Below are 19,777 nucleotides of genomic sequence, written 5' to 3' on the forward strand. Positions count from 1 at the left end.
CGACTCCGGTGCACCCGACAAGAGCGGACTGGCCCACGTTGCCCGCCGCTGCACGCCGTCCCGGTGACGGGATCTAGGACCCCCCAATAAGCCGATGGTTACGTTTGACGTTACTAACTAGCCACGTTACCATTGGGGAGGTGATCCGCTCCTTTAAGGACAGGGATAGCGAGAAAGTGTGGAACCTGACCTTTGCGAAGTGCTTCAGCAAAGAAACCGCGAAGAAAGCTCGCGAAAAGATGCAGCTCATCGATGCGGCGGAAAACCTCAACGATCTGCGGGTGCCTCCCGGAAATCGCTTGGAGAAGCTCGCAGGCGACAGCGAAGGCCAACACAGTATTCGCGTCAACGACCAATGGCGGGTGTGCTTCGTATGGGCCAACGACGGTGCCGAGCAGGTCGAACTGACCGACTACCACTAAGTGAGGGAAAAGCCATGGGAGATTTCATGCCGACCCACCCGGGCGTGATCCTCCTGACGGAGTTCATGGAGCCACTTGGGATCACGCAGTACAGACTGGCGAAGGCGATCGACGTGCCACTGCCGCGGGTCCACGAGATCGTGCACGGCCGGCGAGCGATTACTGCCGACACCGGGCTCCGTCTTTCGCGCGCGTTCGGGCTTACTGACATGTTCTGGATCAACATGCAGGCCCGCTACGACGCTGACATAGCACGGCTCGGCCTCGGCGACCAACTCAGCCGGATCGAAAGCATCGCTTGAGTCGCTCCGATCTCGTTCCCAGATCGGTTACCTGGACGCTTCTGGAAACGTCTACCCTTGGCGCAGCAACCTCCAAAACCGTCGAATGGTGAACTGGCGGTGTGGATCCGCCAATCGTTACCGGTCGCGGGGGGTACAAGTCCTTAGCAAATCTCGGAAGTGTTGGTGCGAAAAGACGGCCTCCGAAGGTTAGTTGGGCTGCCGTACCTGGAAGCCACGCTATTCCGGCGGATGGGCTGGCGGTGGGTAGACGCCCCGTAGGATCCAGGGAAACCAGCTGATGCCGAACTCGAGTTCGTCGCTGGCATCGTAGTCGGGGCTGGGATCGAGCGGAATGTTTTCCGATTGGCCAGGTGCGGCGGCCATAGGCGAAGTTTCGGCTCTCCTTCTGGGCGGGTCGACGAGTTGCTGTGGCCGTCCGTAGACGGCCACCACGACCGTGCGATCCGGACTATTTTCTGACCACACTCCGATCTGGGAGTTAGCGCAGTTAGACATGATGGCGAAATGCGCTGGGTTGTAATACCACTGGTTGATCAGCTCAACGCCACTGATTGCCGCCGCTGGGTTGATCGCCACTGTTTCGCCCACCTGACCGTGGAAGCCGGCTGCGTTCGCGCGGTCTTGCGGGCCCGACCCATCTGAGCCAATGTCATCAACGAGGTTGCGGTTGTTCAGCACATCTTTCGCGTGCCACTCGGCGGCGAGTTGTAGTTGGGGATTGATTTTGACGTCGTTGGTGCAGCCCGCTTGATGCTGGGCCGTGTAGACGTTCGCGACTACTGCATCGTTGAGGCGCTTGTTGTCGGCGCGCGCGGCTGGCGTCGCGACGAACGCGACAATCACCCCGGCCAAGGCGATTGTCTGGATCCCACGTCGCACAATCATGGACGCGAGCTGTCTTCGATCGGGGTCTACCACGATCCCGTGGACAGATCCGCCACCGGGTCGGCGCGCGTTCGCCGGACGCCCCCCACCGTGATAGGGCCACTCAGCCGTGCCGTCCACGCGATGATCGCCGCCGCCGCTACCGGTATTCATGAATGCCCTCATTTCCAGTCATACCGGCGTGAAGTCCGAGATAAGCCACTGTCCACCAAGCTTTTCCAACGTCACTCGGACGCTTGAGGCGGAATTGGTCGGGGCATCGTTGCCGACAACAGTTGTCTGGTTTACGAAAACGATGACGACTGCGTGATTGCCGGTTGCCGACACCGACGCGGCGGCTGGGACGGTGGCGACCGCCGAGATGTCCTTTTGCCTGGAACCGGGGATCACCACGTCATCGATCAGCGAGGAGTAGGCGTTCCGAAAGTTGCCGGTGAGACGGTCCTGAGCGGCGTGCAGGTCCTTGTCCACGCTATCGGGGCGGTAGGACAACATCGCGATCGTGCTGTCAATGGCCGCATGCACGGATTGGCTTCGGCCGAGCGCTGTTTCACGAACTGCACCATCCTGCCATTTCAGATATCCTGCTGCCAGCGCTAATAGCAGGGCAAGCGCTGGTAGGGCACCGAAGCCGACCACGCGACTCCATTTCTGCCGGCGGGTCTTTTGTTGAGATTCGTTCGTGGCAGGTTCGCCGGCCGCTGCGTGAGCATCGTCGGCCTCGTGGGTGGATTCAAGCCGATGGCAGTCGGATTCGTGGCTATCGTCGCTGTCAACGACCGGAGTCTCGACGGCCCGACCGGTTGGATCGGCATCGGCGGCAGCGCCGTCGATGACGAACGCCGAGCTTTTAGGCACCGCAACTCCTCCCGTCGTCATGCGATGTCGGGTACTCATGGCACGAATTGGACGTTGGACACTTTGGCGGTGTTGCCGACCTTCCGCACGGTGATACGCATTCGTCACAGGCGCGGTTGTTGTTCAGCGGCGCCAGCGTTAGAGGTTTTCACCGATATGGTCGCTAGCACCTTGGCCTCGTCGCTCTGCACCGACTCAAGCCCGGCTGCGGTGACCGTGCCTTCCGATTTTGATTGCGCCTTTTTGACCACGTCGATAAACGACTGTGAGCGCCTTTGGAAGTCGTCGTAGAATTCGCCGGTCGAGGAATCGAGAATTCGTTGCACATCGGAGTCTGCTTCGGTGTAGCTGATGGTGGTCAGGTTCAGGGCCCCTTGTCTGGCGGCCTGGAGAAGTAGCGCGTCCCGCGCTTGATCGCGATGAGATTGGTAAAAGCGAAATCCGAGCCAACCGACGACAACTGCCAACACAACAACCATGGCGGCGCCTAAAGTCACCGCGGATCGAACCTCGGAAGTGGCGCGAAGCGCGGACTGCTCATCGACGCAAGCCTCGGCCTCAGCCGGATCGGGAACGCTGGCTCGGCTGTTCGGGTCGATGTCGCTGCCGGTATCGGTGCAGTCCACATCCGATTCCACCAGGACGGTCAGCGGGCCGTAGGAGGTATCAGCATCGACTGCCATGTCTGCTCCTTCGGTGCGGTTTGGGCGAGGTTGGACTGGGTGTACACGTTGCCGTCCGGACCGACGTAGCTGCCGGTAGCGGGGTCGTATTCGGCTGCTGCGATCGGCGATGGTGCCGGGCCGTTGGGCGGAAGTTGCTGTGCGGGCGTTGATCCCGGAGGCAACTGCGGGATGTCTTGTCCGGACAGCGTGGCGTTGGGGTCGCCCTTCCAGTTGAAGCCGTCGTTTAGTGGGACATAGCTCTCGTCGCTTTCGCATAACTTGACGGTTGGGGCTCGTTTGCCGGGCCGGGTCACGCAGGGGTAGTTACGGGCGCCGCGCACGTTGAACATCGAGTCCTGCGGCACGCGGCAATACACATCGCCTGCCGGGCGGTCCGGGTAGTCCTCGTAGGTGGGGACCCGCTGTTGCTGGATCGGCAGGTAGCCGGTCGTGCAGGGCGGGGGGAGGTTGAAATTGAGGTTGAAGCTCAGATAGGCGCCCCTGTAGTCCTGCTTAGTGTTTTGGTTGGCGACGGTCACCGCTTGCATGGCCGCTGTCCCCAGAGGGACGAGCACCAAGATTTGCTCGAGACCGGCGTGATAGGTGACCAGCACTGGAGCGATGCTGGCCAGGTTGGCCATCACGATCGGCAGCGTCGGTTGCAGCCGGTCGAAGAGATCCCGTACTTCCTCCATGGCTCCGGAGCCCTTGTGCAGCACATTTCGGACTGCCACGTCGTTGTCCTTGAGCTGCCGAGTGATATCGGCCATGTGGGCCGCCCATGCCTGGACGGATTCCGACGTGTCGGTTTGGGTGTTCAGCACCGGTGCGACGTTGTCGATGACATTGGTCAGCTCGTCCAAATTCTTGCGTGCGTCTATGGCCAGCCGTGTGGATCCCTTTACGATGCGCGAGAGCTCCGGTCCAAGGCCACCTATCGCTGTGTAGGACTCGTCGATCACGGTCTTGAGGTTCTCACCTGGGATCGCCTGCAAACCGCGGTTGGTGGCATTGAGAAGTTCGTTGACATCGGGTGGGACAGATGAGTGGCTGAGCGGGATGACATCGCCAGTTTTGAGGGGCGCGGATTCGCCTGCGCGCGGTAGCAACTCGACGTACTGCTCTCCGACAGCGGAGGTGCTGTGGACTCGGGCGTCGAGGTTGGCGGGTATTTTTACGTCGGAGCGCAGGGAGAGCACCGCATTGATGCCGCTATCGGTAAGTTCGACCGACTTAACCTGACCTACCTCGGTGCCTAAATAGGTCACGTTGGCTCGCTCGTAGAGGCCTGCAGCTTCTGGCAATTGCACCGTGACCCGATAGTGGCCGACACCGAATAGCAGGGTTGGCAGCCGCATGTAACCGAACGCCATGAACATGAAAGCGGTCGCGGTGATCGCGATCAGGACGGTGAGTTGAGTCCAAATCCGTCTGTTCATTCGCATGTCAGCGGCCCTGGTCCCGGTGGTATGGCACGACCAGCGGATTACCGGCGGTGTAGGGGCTTGGCATTTGTCCAATCGTGCGGCCCCACTGCATTTCGAGCTCGGTCAGGTTGCCTTCCCAGCGGGTGCCGGTGAACAACCCGGCGTCGATGCGGCTCAGGGTAAGGTCGAAAATAGCGGTGAGGTTGGCGTAGTCACCGCGGAACCACTTCTCCAAAGTCTCGTTTGGCCACGGGAACGTGGCGAAGAAGCTCAGCGATCGAGTCAGATCCGGGCCGGCATTGGCCAGCGATTCAAGCACGGGCCCAATGCCTTTCAGTTCCGTGACCAGGTTATCCTTGGTCTTGTTCACGGAATCGGCAGCCACTGCGCTGAACTTGCCCAGTGAATCAAGTGCGTCGGCCAACGTCTTTCGTTCGTCTTTCAGGACGGCCAGTGCATCGGGGATAGTCTTGAAAGCCTTGTCGAGCACCGGCTTCTGGTCGGCGACCTGGCCGGCAAAGTTGTTGAGACTCTCGGTGGCGTCGATGATGTCTTCGGTCTGGTTGTTGACGTAGCCGATAAACCTATCCAGCTGCTTGATGAGGCTTCGCAGATCGTTCTCGCGGCCGGCCAACGCGGTGCTCAGTGCCTGAGTGATGTCTTGGATCTGACCGATCCCGCCACCGTTGAGAACCAGCGACAGTGCGGCCAGCGTCTTCTCCGTAGTGGGATACGAGCTCCCCGACGCCAACGGAATCAACGATCCGGCATGTAATTTGCCCTCGGGCGCGACCATTTTCGGCGGCGCCAGCTCGATGTGTTTGGAACCGAGCAGGCTAGTTTGTCCAACCTTGGCCGTCGCGTTGGCGGGCAATTCCACGTCGCCGTTGATGGTCATGGTGAGTAATGCGTGCCAGCCTTGCCGTTCTATCTTGCTGACGGTGCCGACGGTGACGTCACCGACTCGGACCCGGGAGTTTCGCTCTATGTTGTCCACATCCGGCAATTGCGCCTGGATGGTGAACGAACCCGGGCCACGGCCTTGCGTGCCGGGCAGCGGCAGGGAATTCGCACCGCGCCATCCGCAGCCCGATATCGCAATGGCCATGCCCAAAACCGCCGCGATGACCGCCGTCTGGTTTTTCGACTTCATGTCCCACCGCCGGGCGGCAACATCATTCCCTGTAGGCCGTCCGCCGGCTTTGTCGGCGCCGGCGCCACCTGGGTCGGCTCGGGCGCTTCAGCAGCCGTCCTTTCGCCAACAGACGCGGCCGGACCGGCAGGGTGGGGAGCCGCTGCCGAACCAGACGGCGGAACGTAATCCGGGCGCAGCCAGTCTTCGCTGTACGTGAGCTCATTAGGGCGCGCCGCCGCCCCGACGAACAGGTTTTCGCCCAGCGGCAAGAAGTTGTACTGACGGTTCTTGATGATCGGGGCGAGATATTGCACGCAGAGCTTGGCTGCGTCCTTCCCGCCCAGTCGAGAGGCGGCTTGGATTGCGCCGCACAAAAACGTGAGGGGATTAGCGAAGTTGTTGAGCGCCAAAACTCCGGTTAGGGCCCCTTGGGCTGGCTGGTAGATGTTGGTGAAGTTTTGCAGGACGTTCGGCAGGATGTGCAGCGTCTGCTTGACGTCATCGAGGCTCTGGTTCAGCGCCGTCGTAACCGACGCGAGTTTGTCGGAGGTCGTGCCCATTGCGTCTCGGTTTTCTGCCACAAAGGTTTTCAGATGGTCGACCACATCGTTGATGGCAGATACTGCGTTGCTGATTTCGTTCGGGTCGTCCGACAGTAGAGCGGTTACTGCGGCTAGATTCTGGTTTAGCTGACGCAGTACGTCCTTGCTGTCTTGCAAGGCCGATACCAGGGTGGAGACGTTTTTGACCGTGGAGAACAGATCGGTGCTGTGGTCACCGAGTGCGGAAAACGCTTGCGACAGTTTGATCAACGTGTCGCGGATATTGGGTCCTTCGCCGCGCAGATTTTCCGCAGCGGTGTTGACGGCTACCCCTAGCGTGCTTACTCCACCGGGCTGCGTTGGCTGCAGCATCTCGGTGAGTTTCTGCAGCTGCGCGCGCAGGTCGTCCCATTCGACCGGAACCGCGGTGCGCTCCAGTGGGATCACAGCACCGTTTTGCATGGCGGGTCCCTGAGTGTAGGCGGGTGTCAGTTGGATCGCCCGGACTGCGACGAGTGAAGGGGAGATGATCACCGCGTTGGCGTTCGCCGGCACCGGGTACTTGTCGTCGTACCAGAACGAGATCTTTGCCCGTTGCTGCTGCGGTTCGATTCGGTCGATCTTGCCGACGGGGATACCCAAGATCCGCACCTCATCGCCGGCGTAAATGCCGTTGCTGCTGGCGAAGTATGCGGTCACATGTGTGCGGTGGACCGTAGCTGTGGTTCGCAATGCGACGAATGACCCGACAAACAAGGTTGCGGTCAGGGCGACTGCCAGTCCGATCCGTGTTGTGCGTTTGGTCATTGACCACCTCTGGGGCCTGGCGACGCTTCACTCGGCGCGGGGACGTATATGGGGGATGGGGTGGGCTCAGGAAGGGAGTGCAGGCCGGGCGGTGGCAGCGCCGGCGGTCCGGGCGGTGGACCACCCGGAGGCGGGGCAGGCAGCGGTTCGCGATACGGGTAGCGCGGATCGCCGGGTTTGCCCGTGATGGCGTCGGGGAGGGTGCGGTTGGGCTCACCGCCCTGGCCGGTACGTGGGTAGGGAACCGGCAGCGGCGGGGTGCCTGGTTGTCCGACTTGTGGATCGGTTCGCTGCGACGGCAACAGGACGGCAGGATCCAGTCCCAGATCGGAGAACGCCGCTTCGATGAATGGCTGAACGAACTGGCCGGGCAACAGGTTAACGAGATAGGCCTTGAAGAACGGTCCTGAGGCGACGGACTCACCAAGCGACATCACGTAGGCGTTGAGTTTCTTGATCGCCTGCTGGACACGCTCCTTGTGGTTATCCAGGATGTCCAGCACACCATTGAGCTTGTCCAACATAGGTTTAAAGGTGTCGCTGTTTTCCGCGATGAACCCCTCGAGCTGGCGGGCGGCCGAGGTGATGTTGTGGGAGATCTGGTCTAGAGCGCCGCTTTGACTTTGCAGTTGGGCCAGGAGAGCGTTGGTGTTGGCGAGCAGGGTGACGATCTTGTCGCTGTCCTCGGCCAGTATTCCGGTCACTTTGTTGGCGTTGGCTAAGAGGTTGCGCAACTGTGCATCACGTTGGTCCAAGGTGTCGGAGAATCGCCCTACACCGCCGATGGCCAGCCTCAGCGCTGGCGGGGTGTCCTTGAAGGTGTCTGAAAGTACGGCCAGCGAGTGGGACAGCTGATCGGTGTTGAGCCCGCTGATCGTTGACGTGAGATCCCCGAGCGCATCGGGCAGCTGGTAGGGCGAGCGGGTGCGGTCGATCGGGATGGGGCCGCGCTGTTGGCCATCACCGCGCGGGGTGACTTCAAGGATCTTTGCGCCCAACAGAGTTTTTGTCTTGATCGCCGCCTCGCTGCGGTCGCCCAAGTGGATGTTCTTGCCTACGTTGAACTTCACCAGGACGCGGGGGCCGTCTAAGCCGAGGCTTTCTACTTTGCCCACCTGGTAGCCGGAAACCTGCACTGCGGCACCGGTTATCAGCCCGCCGGCATCACCGAAGTATGCCGAATAGTGTTTGTTTTGATTGATGAAGGGCACTTTGTCGTAGTTGAGGGCAACCGCCGCTATGGCCACGGTGAAGGCGACGCCAACGACGCAGAGGACGAGAGGTTTGCGTTCGGCGAAGGTTTTCATTTGGGCGCGCACCTTCCGCTGGCCTGACCGGCCAGCTTGATGTAAACCGGCTGGCCGCCCTTGCCGTTGACTTTCAGGATTGCGTCACACAGATAGAAGCTGAAGAAGTCGCCGTAGATGCCTTGCCGGGCGAGAAGCTGGAATTTGTCGGGCAGGGTTTGCAGCAAGTTGTCCATGTAGGGCCGGTCGGCCACGATCAGACCGGCTGTGCGGTCGGCCTCGCGAACGATCTTTTGGAACGGGGGACGTCCCTGGGCCAGTAGGTCGGTGAGCGAGGAGGTAGCCGCGTTTGTGTAGGCGACCGAATTGCTGATGTCGTGCTTGCGTTCGGCCAGAGTGGTTACCAGCTGGGACAGAGAGTCGATGGCTTTATGGAATTGAGTCCGTTGCTCGCCGAGTGAACCCACGACGGTGTTGAGGTTGGTGATGACCTGTCCGACGAGCTGATCCCGGTCGGCGAGGGTGCGGGTCAGTGCCGCGGTGTGTTCGAAAAAGGAGGCGATGGTGTCACCCTGGCCTTCGAATGCGCTAATCAGCTGTCCGGTAAGCGCATTGACCTGGTCGGGGTCGAGTGCACGGAACAAGGGTCGGAAACCGCCGATCAGCGCATCGAGGTCCAGCGCTGGTGAGGTGTTGGACAGCGCAATTGTGTCTCCTTGGTGGAGTTTCGTGGTTCCGCCTACTCCTTCCTCGAGTGCCAGGTAGCGCCCGCCGATTAGGTCGTCGTAGCGGATGACGGCCCGGGTGCCCTGCGTCAACACGACCGAATCGTCGGCGCTGAACGCGACTCGCACCGTTGTATCGGGCTGGACCGCAATACTTTTGACCTTGCCGACTTCCACACCGGCTATGCGGACGAACTGACCTTCTTTCAATCCAGTCACGTTGGTGAAGTCGGCGTTATAGACCTTCTCCGACTGGAACCGAAGCTGGCTGAAGATCGCGAACATCGCGAACATAAAGAAAAGGCAGACAGCCACGAATGCAGTGAGACGCCAGATGGTGCCTGGCAGTTTACTTCTCACGCGGTGACCTTTCGATCTTACTAGGGGCTATGAAGTGGTCAGGGTGATGGGAGGGCGGGCGTGGGGAGCGGCGGCAGCGGAGTCGGCTGTTGGGAGGCTGGTGCGGGCACCGAGAACGGCTCCGAACCTGGGGGCGGCGGGCCAGGTTCTTTCGGGGCACCGGGCGCAGGTGCGGGCGGCAGACCGGGATACAGCGGCGTGCCATCGGGCGCGTACATCGGCGCCCCGTAGGGCGGGGCCCCGGGGTAGGGCATTGGGCCAGGGGCCGGACCTCCGGGGTGGCGGATGCTCGGCGGTTTGGGTGCTCCGCGCGTGACCGGGAAGTAGTCGGCCCAGCCGGGGAAGCCGATGCCGGGATTGGGGCGCCAATCGATACCGGTTCCCCAACCGGTGTTGGTGATGAGTTGGCGGAGCGGCCAGTTCTTTGCGACGTCGGGCAGTGAGCCGCATCCCGGCTGGCCGCCTGGGCCGCCCTTGGCGCCGACCACAGGCAGATTGTCGGGGTACCTGTAAGGGTCGTCGCCGAGCAGAATCGCGGCGTCGACGATCGTTGACTTTCCATCCCCGCCGCCTGCGGCGTCATAGCCACCGTGGTCGAGGAAGTATTTCCCGCCGACGATCAGGCAGGTCAATTCAGGGTTGTACTTAAAGAGCAGGCTCGTTGTGGGTTCAAGAGAATTGACCGCATTCACCAGATTGTCCTTGCTGGACGCGATTAGGTTGACGCCGCTTTGCGCCAACCCGATGACGTTGACCAGAGCGGCGTCTAAATCCCGGGAGTTGTCTGTGATGGCGGAACTAGTTGTACTCGCCGAATCGAGCACGGCGAGGATGTCGCGGGCTGCTGCACTGTAGGTGTCACTGAATCCCGATACCGACTGCCAGTCATTACGCATTGTTTCGGCGCGGGGATTGAGTGCCAGCAGTACTTCGTTGGCATCGGAGGTCGCTTGTCCGATGGTGGGGCCCTCGCCCCGCAGACCCTGCGACAGCGCCGTCAGTACGCTGTTCAGCTTGGCCGGGTCGATCCGGTTCAACAGATCAGTAAGGTTCTGAAAGACCGTGTTTACCTCGGTGCTGACATTCTCCGAAGTAATCACTGATCCCGCTGAGATCCGTTTGGCGCTAGGGTGTTTGGGATAGACGAGGTCGACATATTTCGCCCCGAAGACGGTGGTGGCCCGGATCCGAGCCTGCACATTGGCGGGAATGTGTCGGATCTGATCCGGGTAGAGCTGCAAGGTCAACGTGACTGGCTTATTTCCTCCGTGAATCGTTCCGACACGACCTACCTGCACGCCGCGCATCTTGACCTTGGCCCCGAGCTCCATGACCAGCCCCGACCGGTCTGCGGTCAGCGTGACCGGAACATACGAGGCGAATGTTCCGGCGAATAACGAAAACGTGACGAATGCGAACAATCCGATGACAGCGAGCAAGATCAGCGTGCACAGTGCGGGGTGGAGTCGCCTTTCTCCTGGTCTTGCTTCCATTGCCGCTATCCCGCCAGGTGGAAGTTTCCGGACTGGCCGTAAATGGCCAGGGAGACAAAGACGGTGACGAACACCGCGGTGACCAATGATGCCCGTACGGCTCGGCCGACCGCCTCGCCGACCCCGGCGGGTCCCCCGGAGGCGGTGAATCCGTAGTAGGTGTGTATCAGCATGACCACGACGGCCATTGCTATGGCCTGCAAGAACGACCACATCAAGTCGGTGGGGTTCAAGAAGGTGTTGAAGTAGTGATCGTAGACGCCGGTCGACTGGCCATAGATGGCTGTGGTGCCGAAACGTGTGGCCAGAAAAGCCATCAGCACGGCGACGCAGTACAACGGAATTACCACGATCACGCCGGCGACCAATCGTGTCGACGTAAGGTAGGCCACTGAACGGATAGCCATCACCTCAAGCGCATCGATTTCTTCGCTGATTCGCATGGCCCCCAGCTGTGCGGTGGCTCCGGCGCCGATGGTGGCAGCCAGGCCGATACCTGCGACCAGCGGTGCGATCAGTCGCACGTTGAGGAACGCCGATCCGAACCCGGCCAGTGCTCCAACGCCGATCTGCTGGAGATAGCTATACGCCTGTACTGCGACGAGCGAGCCGCCCGACAACATCAGGAAGCCAACGATGGCCACTGAGCCGCCTACAAGAACCAATGCGCCGGTGCCAAGGCTCATCTGGGCGATCAATCGAACTAGCTCCACTTTGTAGTGCGCGAAGACAGTTCCAATGCCTCGCACAGTCTGTCCGTAGAACTGTGCTTGTGCACCGAGTCGATTCCAGCTGCTCACCACGCCGTGAGCAGTGCGGTAAAGCCTGGGGTGGAGTCCGCTTGGTTGGGTGGTGTTCATGTCGCCACCTTCACACCGACTGCGGTGGCGATCACATTGATGACGAAGAGCGCTAGGAAAGTAAACACAACGGTCTCGTTGACCGCGTTGCCGACAGCCTGCGGACCGCCGCCGACGTGGGTGCCTTTGTAACAGGCGATGAGACCGGCGACCAGGCCGAAAATGGCGGCCTTCGCCAGGGACACAACCACTTCGGGCGTTCCGACTAACAGGGTGAGGCCGGCCGCGAATGCACCGGGAGTGACGTGCTGGAAGTAAACGGCGAAGAAGAATCCGCCGACAACACCCGTGACGGTCACCACCGACGACAGCAGCAGCGAGACGAGTGTGGCCGCCAGCACCCGCGGTACCACGAGCGCCTGAATCGGGTCAATGCCCATCACGCGCAGGGCATCCAGTTCGTCGCGGATCGTCCGAGCCCCGAGATCTGCGCACATCGCGGTGGCGCCCGCGCCAGTGATCACGAGAACGGTCACCACTGGGCCACTTTGGGTAACCGTCCCCAGTGCCGTGCCGGCGCCTGAGAAATCCGCTGCGCCGATCTCAACCAGGAGTACGTCAACGTCAAACGTCAACAGCACGCCGAACGGGATACACAACAAGGCGGTCGGAAGCATGGAGACCCGTGCCACGAACCACATTTGGAAGAGGAACTCTCGCCATGCCCATGGCGGCCGGAACATCTGGACAACGGTGTCCAGGCACATCGCGAAGAATGCGCCGAGTGCATTGGCCGGTTTGGTGACCGCGTCCATCGTCACCAGGGGCAGCCAGCCGCCGTACTCGCTGCGAACCGGGATGGACAATTGGCTCCTCTTCATTGCTGAATCGATTGCTCGTGGTCGTCCGCTGTGACATAGCGACACAGTCAGTTTCGAAAACGGTAGGTCACTCTTCATCGGTCGAGCATTGGCTGATCCGTCAAAAGCGGACATCGGACTTTGACTGCGCTATCAATTGCCCTCGCGTAATCGTTTGGTGCACTGGGCCTTGCGAACGTGCTGCGCCAGCCACCTACCTACTTTCAGCTCGAAGCTTCGTGGTGCGGTCGGTGCCGTTGCACACGAATTAACACTGCCCAACCCGGGACGGATCGCCGCATGAACCTGAGAAGTGATGCTCGGGCGCTGCAAGATGACCTTGTCGCGTTCCGTCGCGACCTGCATCGCGAACCAGAGGTCGGCCTACACCTGCCGCGCACCCAGGAACGTGTGCTGGGTGCAGTGGGGGGTCTTCCTCTAGAGATCGGGGTCGGCGAGACGGTGTCTTCGGTGACGGGGGTCTTGCGCGGAGGCCGACGGGATGCAAATCGCCCTAAAACTGTGTTGTTGCGCGCCGACATGGACGCCCTGCCGATCGGCGAGCAGACCGACGAGGACTTTGCATCGCGCAACGGCGCGATGCATGCCTGCGGCCACGACTTGCACACGGCTGCCTTGGTTGGTGCCGCACACTTGCTAGCAGCGCATCGTGACGGCATCGCTGGCGACGTGGTCTTCATGTTCCAGCCAGGCGAGGAGGGCTGGGACGGCGCACAGGCGATGATTGCTGAAGGAGTGTTAGACGCCGCCGGACGTCGAGTGGACTTCGCGTACGGGATGCACGTGTTGTCGAACACGATGCCTGCGGGAGTTTTCTGTAGCAAGCCCGGCCCGATGCTGTCGGCCTCGCACACACTGTCGGTCACCGTCCGCGGTGCCGGCGGGCATGGTTCTGCACCCCACTCGGCTAAGGACCCGGTGGTTGCCGCCGCTGAAATGATCACCTCACTACAGACCATGGTCACCCGGGGGTTCGATGCCTTCGATCCGGTTGTGGTCACCGTCGGGGTCGTGCAGGCCGGGGCGCGCGCCAACATCATTCCCGATATCGCGACGTTCGAGGCAACCGTGCGACGGTATTCGGCCGAGAATGCGGAACGGTTGGCGACCTTAATCCCGCGGGTTCTGCAAGGAGTTGCTGCCGCCCACGGCGTCGAGGTAGACGTCGATTTTCATGTCGAATATCCACTTACCGTCAACAACGCGGGCGAAGTCGCGTTTGCACAGCGCGTTGTCCAGGAAATGATCGACGAGGATCGCTATGCGCCAATGGATAGGCCGCTCAGCGGTTCGGAAGACTTCTCCAGAGTGCTCGACATCGTTCCTGGCGCGTTCGTGGGCCTTGGTGCATGCATGCCTGATCTGGATCCCGTATCCGCGCCGATGAATCACTCCCCGCGCGCGCGGTTTTCCGACGACGTTCTGGCCGACGCAGCGGCCGTGTATGCGGCGCTCGCCGTCGAACGGCTCGACGTCGAAGCTTCGAGTTAGCTGGATCCGCCGATATGCAGGGCGCCGCACCACATGTCGGTAAGCAGGTCCAAGACGTGCTCGCGATCACTGTCCATAACCTGCTGAACGATGGTCCGAAACCAGAAACTGTCGAGCATGAGGACTAGATGCACGACCCTTAGGCGGGCGTCCTCGCGCTCCTGCGGCGTCTCGAATCGTGCTAGGTAACCACGCATTTCGTTGGCGAGGCCACCCAACTGGAATGCCAATCGACCCGCGATCGTGCGGTCGACGGCAAGTGCCTCCTCCCAGGCCGGTAGCAGCGCGGCATGCTGCTCCCACCAATGCACCGCCTGGGCCAGCCACTCCCGCATGGCGGCCGGCGTGTCTGCCAGTAGTGCCTTGTCGAGTCCGCGCCAGTATTCCGCCGATTGAGCGATCACTCCGTCGAGAACGGCCAGGAAACACTCGGCCTTATCGGTGAAGTGGATGTAAAACGTGGCGCGGTGGATCTGGCATTCGGCGGTGATATCGGCGATCGACGCTGCACCGTACCCGCGGGTCTCGAACACCGTTCGCGCGGCCTCGACCAGCCGCTCGCGGGTGCGCTGCTTCTGTTCGGCGCGAACCGAGCCGCCCTGCCAACCACGTCGGCTGGTGGTTGCCAGATCGTCGGCGGACATCCTCATATCCTAGATAATTCAATGCGGTGCAGCGTGCTCACTCCTCTACATACGGCTTGCCGAGAGCGCCGGCCTGCCCCTGGTCCTCCGCCGGCCCTGCGTTTCAGTACAGGCGAGGATCGCGCCAACGTTGTCCGACCACACCGGTGCCGGGCCACAATCACAGCACCGAGACCAGTGTGTGTCGACGATCCGCGACCGTGCACAATCGCCCCCGTCACGGCGCCGTCAACGCTGAGGGCATGTTGTGTCCCATCCGGTCTCGCTTGGTGCGAAGGTAGTGAAGGTTGTGGTCTGTTACCGCGGTGGGCAGGCCGACGCGCCCGACGATAGAGAGCGAGAACCCTTCGAGGCCACCGTACTTGGCCGGGTTGTTGGTGATGAGCCGCAGCCGGCGGACACCGAGATCGGACAGGATCTGAGCGCCGATTCCGTATGTGCGGGCATCCACCGGCAGGCCCTGCGCGATGTTGGCTTCGACCGTGTCCAACCCGCCATCCTGCAGGGCATACGCGCGGATCTTGTGCGCCAACCCGATTCCGCGGCCCTCGTGGCCACGCAGATACACCAGGACTCCGCAGCCTTCGTCGGTGATGGCTTGCAGTGCACACTCCAGCTGGTCTCCGCAGTCGCACCGAAGCGAGCCAAGGACGTCGCCGGTGAGACATTCGCTGTGCACCCGTACCAGTACACCTTCAGGCGACCGCCCGGCGGCGGCGACGTCGCCGAGCACCAGGGCCAGATGCTCAAGACCATCGACAGCGCTTCGGTACGCCACGGCCCGGAACAAGCCCGCGCGGGTAGGCAGGGCCGACTCGGCGATCGGTTCGATCGTCCGCTCCGTGGCTTTGCGGTAGCGGACCAGATCTGCGATAGCCACGAGCGGCAAACCGTGCTCGGCGGCAAAGTTTCGCAAGCTCGCACCGCGTCTCATCGAGCCGTCGTCATCGATGATTTCGCTGATCACGGCCACCTCGGGACGTCCTGCCAGCCGCAAGAGATCGATGGCGGCCTCGGTGTGTCCTTGCCGCACGAGCACGCCTCCGGCTCGCGCACGCAACGGAAAGATATGTCCCGGCCGGCGTAGATCCGTGGGGGTCGTGCTCGGATCGGCGAGCGCACGCGCGGTGCGGGTGCGGTCACGCGCGGACACGCCGGTCCCGGTCTCGACGTGGTCGACCGAGACCGTAAACGCTGTTCCGTGCCTGTCCTCGTTGTGCGCAACCATGAGCGGCAGCTCAAGCCGGTCGGCTCGGTCCTCGCCAACTGGCACGCATACGATTCCTGTGGTATGCGCGACCAGGAAGGCCATCTGCTCAGCCGTCACGAGGTCGGCGGCCACCACGAGGTCGCCTTCGTTTTCGCGGTTCTCGTCGTCGACGACGACGACCATGCGGCCCTGCGCGAGTGCGGAGACCGCGTCGTCGACGGTGGCCGCCGGTCCGATGTACTGGGATTGTTCCGACATTTGCGCTAGCGCCTTCGGTTGGCTCACGCGGCCGCGAGCCGACGGAACTGGCTGGCATGGAATACCAGTGGGGCAGCTTCGGGGTCGCACCGCACCCCGTGAATCTCGAGTAAGACGATCACATGGTCACCGGCGGGCACCTCGGCGTGGACGGAGCAGTCCAGCCAAGCGGCCGCGCCGTGGACCAATACGGCACCCTGCGACGTTGGGGCCCAGTCGATGTCGGCAAATCGATCGCCGTTCTTCATAGCCAGGGCGCGGCATTGCAGATCCTGGTCCTCGGCGAGGACGCTCAACCCCAGCCGAAGTCTTCCACGCAACCTCGGCCAGGTGGTCGAGGTGTTTTGCACGCACACTGATACCAGTGGCGGGCTGACCGATACCGGGGTGAATGAACTGGCGGCGATACCCACCGGTTTGCCATCGACGAGCGCACATACTGCGGTCACGCCGGATGGGAAGCAGCCGTAAGCATTTCGGAGTTTCGACGGGTCGGTCGGAACCGGGTCGACGTCGATCGTCTGGGCTGTGGAAGCGGTCATCGATGGGTCCTCGTCAGTTCGTGGCCGGCGCGGTGGCGAACGCATGCGCGAGCTGTGCGGCCGCATCATCGAGTGCCTCGGCGGTGCGGTTGAGCATCCCCACCATTGAGAGGAATCCATGGAATACACCGGGGTAACGTTTGACGGTCACGTCGACGCCGGCGTCACGCAGCCGTTGGCCGTATTGCTCGCCGTCGTCGCGGACGGGATCGTGCTCGGCAGTAAGGATGTACGCGGGCGGCAATCCGGCCAATGACGACGCATTCGACGGTGTCGCGCGCGGATCGGTGCGGTCGGCCTGATCCCGTAGATACTGTGCCCAGAACCAGGTGACGTCGTCGACGGTCAGCAGGGGAGCGGAGGCGTGCTCACGCCACGACGGACGCTCCACCGCGTATTCGGTGACCGGGTATGCCAGAAGTTGGAAGGCCAACGGTGGGCCGCCGCTATCGCGGGCCAGGAGGGTGGTGGCGGCCGCGAGGTTGGCGCCGGCGCTCTCGCCGCCGATTGCGATCCGGTTGGAGTCTGCGCCGATTTCGTCGGCATGGTTCGCGACCCACTGCACCGCGGCGTAGCAGTCGTTGACCGCCGCGGGGAATTTGTGCTCCGGAGCGAGCCGGTAGTCGACCGAAACCACCACGCAGCCAGCCTTGTCCGACAGGGAACGGCAAAGTGCTTCGCTCGCGTCGAGTGTGCCCATCGCCCACCCGCCGCCGTGCAGGTGGATCAGAACAGGTAGATCGTTCTCAGGGCCGGGGCGGTACACCCGGGTCTGCAAGGGGCCGGCTGGGCCGCCAACGGTGTGGTCTTCGACCGAATGTAGTGGCGGCGGTGGCGGGCTCTGCTCACTGAGCCCGGCGAGGACTGCGCGTGCGCCTTCGACGCCGAGCGTGTGCAACGGTCCGGGCAGCAGACCCGCGAGCGCGTCGGTCAACTGCTGAGCATCAGGATCGAGTGTCATCGCGAAACTCCTTTCTGCTCACCCGAGGAATTCAAGGACGCGGCGGCTGACCGCTTCCCGCTGCTCGACATACGGGTAATGGCATGCGTGCTCGATGATTTCGACTTGGGCGTCATCGATGCGGGAACGGAACTCCTCGGCATACACGGCCGGGACCAACAGATCTTCGGCGCCCCAGACCAGCAGCGTGGGCGCCGTAACGCGCCGCAGCCGTTTGGACAACCCCCGCTCCGGGATCGGGGCGGTGAAATGCGCAGCGCTCGCGATCGTCGAGAACCGGTGGATCACCTGCGCCTGAGCCTCGGCTGGGTCGTCGCTGAGTGTGGTGCGCTCCTTGACTTCCGGTTTGTCGAAGTCCAACCATAGCTGCGCGGCAAGTGCCTCGGGGGCGACGGTGACGAAGTCACCGACCGGTGCGTCGTCCAGCCACAGGCCCATGCTGTCGATCAGCACCAGCTTGCGAACTTTCCGGGGATACGTCGCGGCATATTCGGCCGCGACCATCCCGCCGTAGGAGTGCCCGACCAGATCGAACGGGACGCCGATGCCCAGGTTGTCGAACAACTCGTCGTAGTAGAGAACAAGGTCATGCATACCGTCGAGCAGGTCGAGTTCGGCGGGTTCGTCGATGCCCGGGTTGGCCGGCGCGAAGACTCGGTGGTCCGCAGCCAAGTCGTCGAGGAATCCGGACCATTCCTGGCCGAGCGGACCGTGCAAGAACACCACTGGATCGCCCTGTCCCTCGGCGATCACCGGATTTGACGAGAAGGGACTGCTGAGTGCGACGGGGTTGGGCGCGGTGGTCATTTCGCCTCCTTGGTGGCGAGGGCGGTGGCTGCGGATTGGTTGCGGGTTGCACCGGTCGGCCACCAACGGTCTTCGTAGTCGGGCCAGAGCTCACGCAGTCTCGGCATGACTTTTTCGGCATACAGTTTGGTGCTGTGCTTGGTCAGCTCGGTCGGCATGGATTGGATCTGCATGAGGGCGATGAGATGACCGATGCGTAGATCCTTCGCCGCCTGGATGAGCCGTTCGGCGACGGTGTCCGGGCTGCCGGCGATCACCGAACCCGATTCGATCGCGTGGGCGTAGGAGGTCTCGAGCTTCGCGAAGGCATTCACATCGCCCGCTTTCTCGGCTATGGCCGCCAGGCTCTTCTTGCTCATGTAGCCGGGCACCATGATGTAGTGCGGGGGGATGTGCCAGGCCTTGTTGAAGAAGTTCTCGATGTGCTTGCCGTACAAGCGTTCCGCCTCGCTGTCGGTATCGGCGACGGCGAGGAATTGCGCGAATCCCGCGCGGTACGGGTTGTCATCGAGGCCGGCTTTTTCGATCACCTCCCAGAATCCATCCATCTGCGCCTTGGCTATCTTGGCCCCCTGGAAACTGAGGTAGTTGTAAGGCAGGTCGTACTTGGCGGCGTAGTCGTAGGTCTCCAGCGATCCCCCGCCCAATAGCCACATCGGCGGGTGCGGCTTCTGCAACGGCACGGGCCACGGGTTGACATACCGGACCTTGTTGAACCGCCCGTTGAACGGAAACGGCCCAGGTCGCGTCCAGGCCTGCCGGATCAGCTCCATGCCCTCGTACCAGCGCGGGCGCACGTGAGTCGGAGGTAGACCCGCGACGCCGCAGGTGTCCATTGGGATACCGACCGGCATGCCCGCGACGAGTCGCCCGCCGCTCATGCAGTCCACCCAGGCCATCTCCTCGGCCACCCGCACCGGTGTGGTCGTCGCCAACGTCGAGCCGAGTATGCAGATCGCGGCGTCGGATTTGCGGCGAGCCAGCGTCGCCGCGGTGATTAGCGGCATCGGGAAGCCGTAGATATTGGAGTGGTGCTCATTGGTGCCGATGCCGTCGAACCCGAGATCATCGGCGTATTCGAGCTCATCGAGGTTCCAATTGATGTACTTGTGCACCTGCTCGGGATCGCATAACTCCCGGTTGGGCACTGTCACCCAGCTGCTTTCGTACCGCTGGGCGAAATCGTCGGGCAGGTCCCGGTAGCCCTGCATGTGGAACCAGATTGTCTTCATGGATGACGTCCTCTCTTGTCGACGGCCGGTGCGGGCCTGTCCCGGCCGGTCGGTTAGCAGGGCTCTTAGTGGCTTGCTGT

The 19,777-nt window shown here is 62.2% G+C and carries 20 protein-coding genes; 3 read left to right on the forward strand and 17 right to left on the reverse strand.

All coding sequences use genetic code 11. The annotated features are described in order from the left end of the window. The first annotated feature begins 140 nt into the window (after positions 1-140). Positions 141-422: a type II toxin-antitoxin system RelE/ParE family toxin gene (locus G6N47_RS26890; RefSeq protein ID WP_083132763.1), complete on the forward strand. Its 282-nt coding sequence runs from the start codon at positions 141-143 to the stop codon at positions 420-422. Between the two features lie 14 nt (positions 423-436). Further along, entirely contained in the window at positions 437-724 is a 288-nt protein-coding gene (locus G6N47_RS26895; protein WP_083132764.1) for a HigA family addiction module antitoxin, read from the forward strand. 219 nt (positions 725-943) lie between these two features. Here G6N47_RS26895 and G6N47_RS26900 read toward each other — a convergent pair whose 3' ends face one another. From G6N47_RS26900 to G6N47_RS26950, 11 genes are all read right to left on the reverse strand, one after another. Further along, positions 944-1,612: a CAP domain-containing protein gene (locus G6N47_RS26900; protein ID WP_083132765.1), complete on the reverse strand. Its 669-nt coding sequence runs from the start codon at positions 1,610-1,612 to the stop codon at positions 944-946. A 171-nt stretch (positions 1,613-1,783) separates the two neighbouring features. Then, on the reverse strand, positions 1,784-2,491 hold the full coding sequence (locus G6N47_RS26905; RefSeq protein ID WP_139799589.1) for a hypothetical protein: 708 nt from the start codon (positions 2,489-2,491) through the stop codon (positions 1,784-1,786). 83 nt (positions 2,492-2,574) lie between these two features. After that, positions 2,575-3,153 carry a mammalian cell entry protein gene (locus G6N47_RS26910; protein ID WP_139799590.1) on the reverse strand — a complete coding sequence of 193 codons (579 nt, stop codon included), beginning with the start codon at positions 3,151-3,153 and terminating at the stop codon, positions 2,575-2,577. Beyond that, a complete protein-coding gene (locus G6N47_RS26915; RefSeq protein WP_083132767.1) occupies positions 3,117-4,580 on the reverse strand; it encodes an MCE family protein in 1,464 nt (487 codons plus the stop codon). The genes G6N47_RS26910 and G6N47_RS26915 overlap by 37 nt, the downstream gene beginning before the upstream one ends. 1 nt (position 4,581) lies before the next feature. Continuing rightward, positions 4,582-5,715: a virulence factor Mce family protein gene (locus tag G6N47_RS26920; RefSeq protein WP_083132768.1), complete on the reverse strand. Its 1,134-nt coding sequence runs from the start codon at positions 5,713-5,715 to the stop codon at positions 4,582-4,584. Further along, positions 5,712-7,046: an MCE family protein gene (locus tag G6N47_RS26925; RefSeq protein ID WP_083132769.1), complete on the reverse strand. Its 1,335-nt coding sequence runs from the start codon at positions 7,044-7,046 to the stop codon at positions 5,712-5,714. The genes G6N47_RS26920 and G6N47_RS26925 overlap by 4 nt, the downstream gene beginning before the upstream one ends. After that, on the reverse strand, positions 7,043-8,353 hold the full coding sequence (locus G6N47_RS26930; RefSeq protein ID WP_083132770.1) for an MCE family protein: 1,311 nt from the start codon (positions 8,351-8,353) through the stop codon (positions 7,043-7,045). The genes G6N47_RS26925 and G6N47_RS26930 overlap by 4 nt, the downstream gene beginning before the upstream one ends. Next, the gene (locus G6N47_RS26935) at positions 8,350-9,378 is read right to left on the reverse strand and encodes an MCE family protein (RefSeq protein ID WP_083132771.1); all 1,029 of its coding nucleotides are present in this window, start codon (positions 9,376-9,378) and stop codon (positions 8,350-8,352) included. The genes G6N47_RS26930 and G6N47_RS26935 overlap by 4 nt, the downstream gene beginning before the upstream one ends. A gap of 38 nt (positions 9,379-9,416) precedes the next feature. Further along, a complete protein-coding gene (locus G6N47_RS26940) occupies positions 9,417-10,871 on the reverse strand; it encodes an MCE family protein (RefSeq protein WP_083132772.1) in 1,455 nt (484 codons plus the stop codon). A 5-nt stretch (positions 10,872-10,876) separates the two neighbouring features. Then, positions 10,877-11,731, reverse strand: coding sequence for an ABC transporter permease (locus G6N47_RS26945; RefSeq protein ID WP_083132773.1), 855 nt, complete (start codon positions 11,729-11,731; stop codon positions 10,877-10,879). Beyond that, entirely contained in the window at positions 11,728-12,486 is a 759-nt protein-coding gene (locus G6N47_RS26950; RefSeq protein ID WP_372517561.1) for an MlaE family ABC transporter permease, read from the reverse strand. Before G6N47_RS26950 ends, G6N47_RS26945 begins: the two co-directional genes overlap by 4 nt. 345 nt (positions 12,487-12,831) lie before the next feature. On the opposite strand from G6N47_RS26950, the gene G6N47_RS26955 reads away from it, so the two are divergent. Then, positions 12,832-14,043 (forward strand): M20 metallopeptidase family protein, encoded by a 1,212-nt coding sequence (locus G6N47_RS26955; RefSeq protein WP_083132774.1) that lies wholly within the window; start codon positions 12,832-12,834, stop codon positions 14,041-14,043. On the opposite strand, the gene G6N47_RS26960 is transcribed toward G6N47_RS26955, so the two are convergent. The 6 genes from G6N47_RS26960 to G6N47_RS26985 form a co-directional block, all read right to left on the reverse strand. Further along, a complete protein-coding gene (locus G6N47_RS26960) occupies positions 14,040-14,687 on the reverse strand; it encodes a TetR/AcrR family transcriptional regulator (protein WP_163659913.1) in 648 nt (215 codons plus the stop codon). The two genes, G6N47_RS26955 and G6N47_RS26960, sit on opposite strands and share 4 nt — an antisense overlap. A 217-nt stretch (positions 14,688-14,904) precedes the next feature. Then, positions 14,905-16,155, reverse strand: a complete 1,251-nt coding sequence (locus G6N47_RS26965; protein ID WP_083132776.1) for a bifunctional 3,4-dihydroxy-2-butanone-4-phosphate synthase/GTP cyclohydrolase II — start codon at positions 16,153-16,155, stop codon at positions 14,905-14,907. A 23-nt stretch (positions 16,156-16,178) separates the two neighbouring features. Then, positions 16,179-16,697: a flavin reductase family protein gene (locus tag G6N47_RS26970; protein WP_083132777.1), complete on the reverse strand. Its 519-nt coding sequence runs from the start codon at positions 16,695-16,697 to the stop codon at positions 16,179-16,181. A gap of 13 nt (positions 16,698-16,710) precedes the next feature. After that, complete coding sequence (locus tag G6N47_RS26975) at positions 16,711-17,658, reverse strand: alpha/beta hydrolase (protein WP_083132778.1); 948 nt, start codon at positions 17,656-17,658, stop codon at positions 16,711-16,713. Between the two features lie 18 nt (positions 17,659-17,676). Then, positions 17,677-18,465 (reverse strand): alpha/beta fold hydrolase, encoded by a 789-nt coding sequence (locus G6N47_RS26980; RefSeq protein ID WP_083132779.1) that lies wholly within the window; start codon positions 18,463-18,465, stop codon positions 17,677-17,679. Then, the gene (locus tag G6N47_RS26985) at positions 18,462-19,697 is read right to left on the reverse strand and encodes an LLM class flavin-dependent oxidoreductase (RefSeq protein WP_083132780.1); all 1,236 of its coding nucleotides are present in this window, start codon (positions 19,695-19,697) and stop codon (positions 18,462-18,464) included. Before G6N47_RS26985 ends, G6N47_RS26980 begins: the two co-directional genes overlap by 4 nt. Positions 19,698-19,777: the final 80 nt, after the last annotated feature.

It is taken from the genome of Mycobacterium branderi, assembly GCF_010728725.1.
In the GTDB taxonomy this organism is placed as follows: domain Bacteria; phylum Actinomycetota; class Actinomycetes; order Mycobacteriales; family Mycobacteriaceae; genus Mycobacterium; species Mycobacterium branderi.

Excerpts from the sequence above, each read along its gene's own strand:
- G6N47_RS26895 (WP_083132764.1), top strand. The coding sequence starts at position 437 with ATGGGAGATTTCATGCCGACCCACCCGGGCGTGATCCTCCTGACGGAG.
- G6N47_RS26900 (WP_083132765.1), bottom strand. The coding sequence starts at position 1,612 with ATGATTGTGCGACGTGGGATCCAGACAATCGCCTTGGCCGGGGTGATT.
- G6N47_RS26905 (WP_139799589.1), bottom strand. The coding sequence starts at position 2,491 with ATGACGACGGGAGGAGTTGCGGTGCCTAAAAGCTCGGCGTTCGTCATC.
- G6N47_RS26910 (WP_139799590.1), bottom strand. The coding sequence starts at position 3,153 with ATGGCAGTCGATGCTGATACCTCCTACGGCCCGCTGACCGTCCTGGTG.
- G6N47_RS26915 (WP_083132767.1), bottom strand. The coding sequence starts at position 4,580 with ATGCGAATGAACAGACGGATTTGGACTCAACTCACCGTCCTGATCGCG.
- G6N47_RS26920 (WP_083132768.1), bottom strand. The coding sequence starts at position 5,715 with ATGAAGTCGAAAAACCAGACGGCGGTCATCGCGGCGGTTTTGGGCATG.
- G6N47_RS26925 (WP_083132769.1), bottom strand. The coding sequence starts at position 7,046 with ATGACCAAACGCACAACACGGATCGGACTGGCAGTCGCCCTGACCGCA.
- G6N47_RS26930 (WP_083132770.1), bottom strand. The coding sequence starts at position 8,353 with ATGAAAACCTTCGCCGAACGCAAACCTCTCGTCCTCTGCGTCGTTGGC.
- G6N47_RS26940 (WP_083132772.1), bottom strand. The coding sequence starts at position 10,871 with ATGGAAGCAAGACCAGGAGAAAGGCGACTCCACCCCGCACTGTGCACG.
- G6N47_RS26945 (WP_083132773.1), bottom strand. The coding sequence starts at position 11,731 with ATGAACACCACCCAACCAAGCGGACTCCACCCCAGGCTTTACCGCACT.
- G6N47_RS26950 (WP_372517561.1), bottom strand. The coding sequence starts at position 12,486 with ATGGACGCGGTCACCAAACCGGCCAATGCACTCGGCGCATTCTTCGCG.
- G6N47_RS26955 (WP_083132774.1), top strand. The coding sequence starts at position 12,832 with ATGAACCTGAGAAGTGATGCTCGGGCGCTGCAAGATGACCTTGTCGCG.
- G6N47_RS26960 (WP_163659913.1), bottom strand. The coding sequence starts at position 14,687 with ATGTCCGCCGACGATCTGGCAACCACCAGCCGACGTGGTTGGCAGGGC.
- G6N47_RS26965 (WP_083132776.1), bottom strand. The coding sequence starts at position 16,155 with ATGTCGGAACAATCCCAGTACATCGGACCGGCGGCCACCGTCGACGAC.
- G6N47_RS26970 (WP_083132777.1), bottom strand. The coding sequence starts at position 16,697 with ATGACCGCTTCCACAGCCCAGACGATCGACGTCGACCCGGTTCCGACC.
- G6N47_RS26975 (WP_083132778.1), bottom strand. The coding sequence starts at position 17,658 with ATGACACTCGATCCTGATGCTCAGCAGTTGACCGACGCGCTCGCGGGT.
- G6N47_RS26980 (WP_083132779.1), bottom strand. The coding sequence starts at position 18,465 with ATGACCACCGCGCCCAACCCCGTCGCACTCAGCAGTCCCTTCTCGTCA.
- G6N47_RS26985 (WP_083132780.1), bottom strand. The coding sequence starts at position 19,697 with ATGAAGACAATCTGGTTCCACATGCAGGGCTACCGGGACCTGCCCGAC.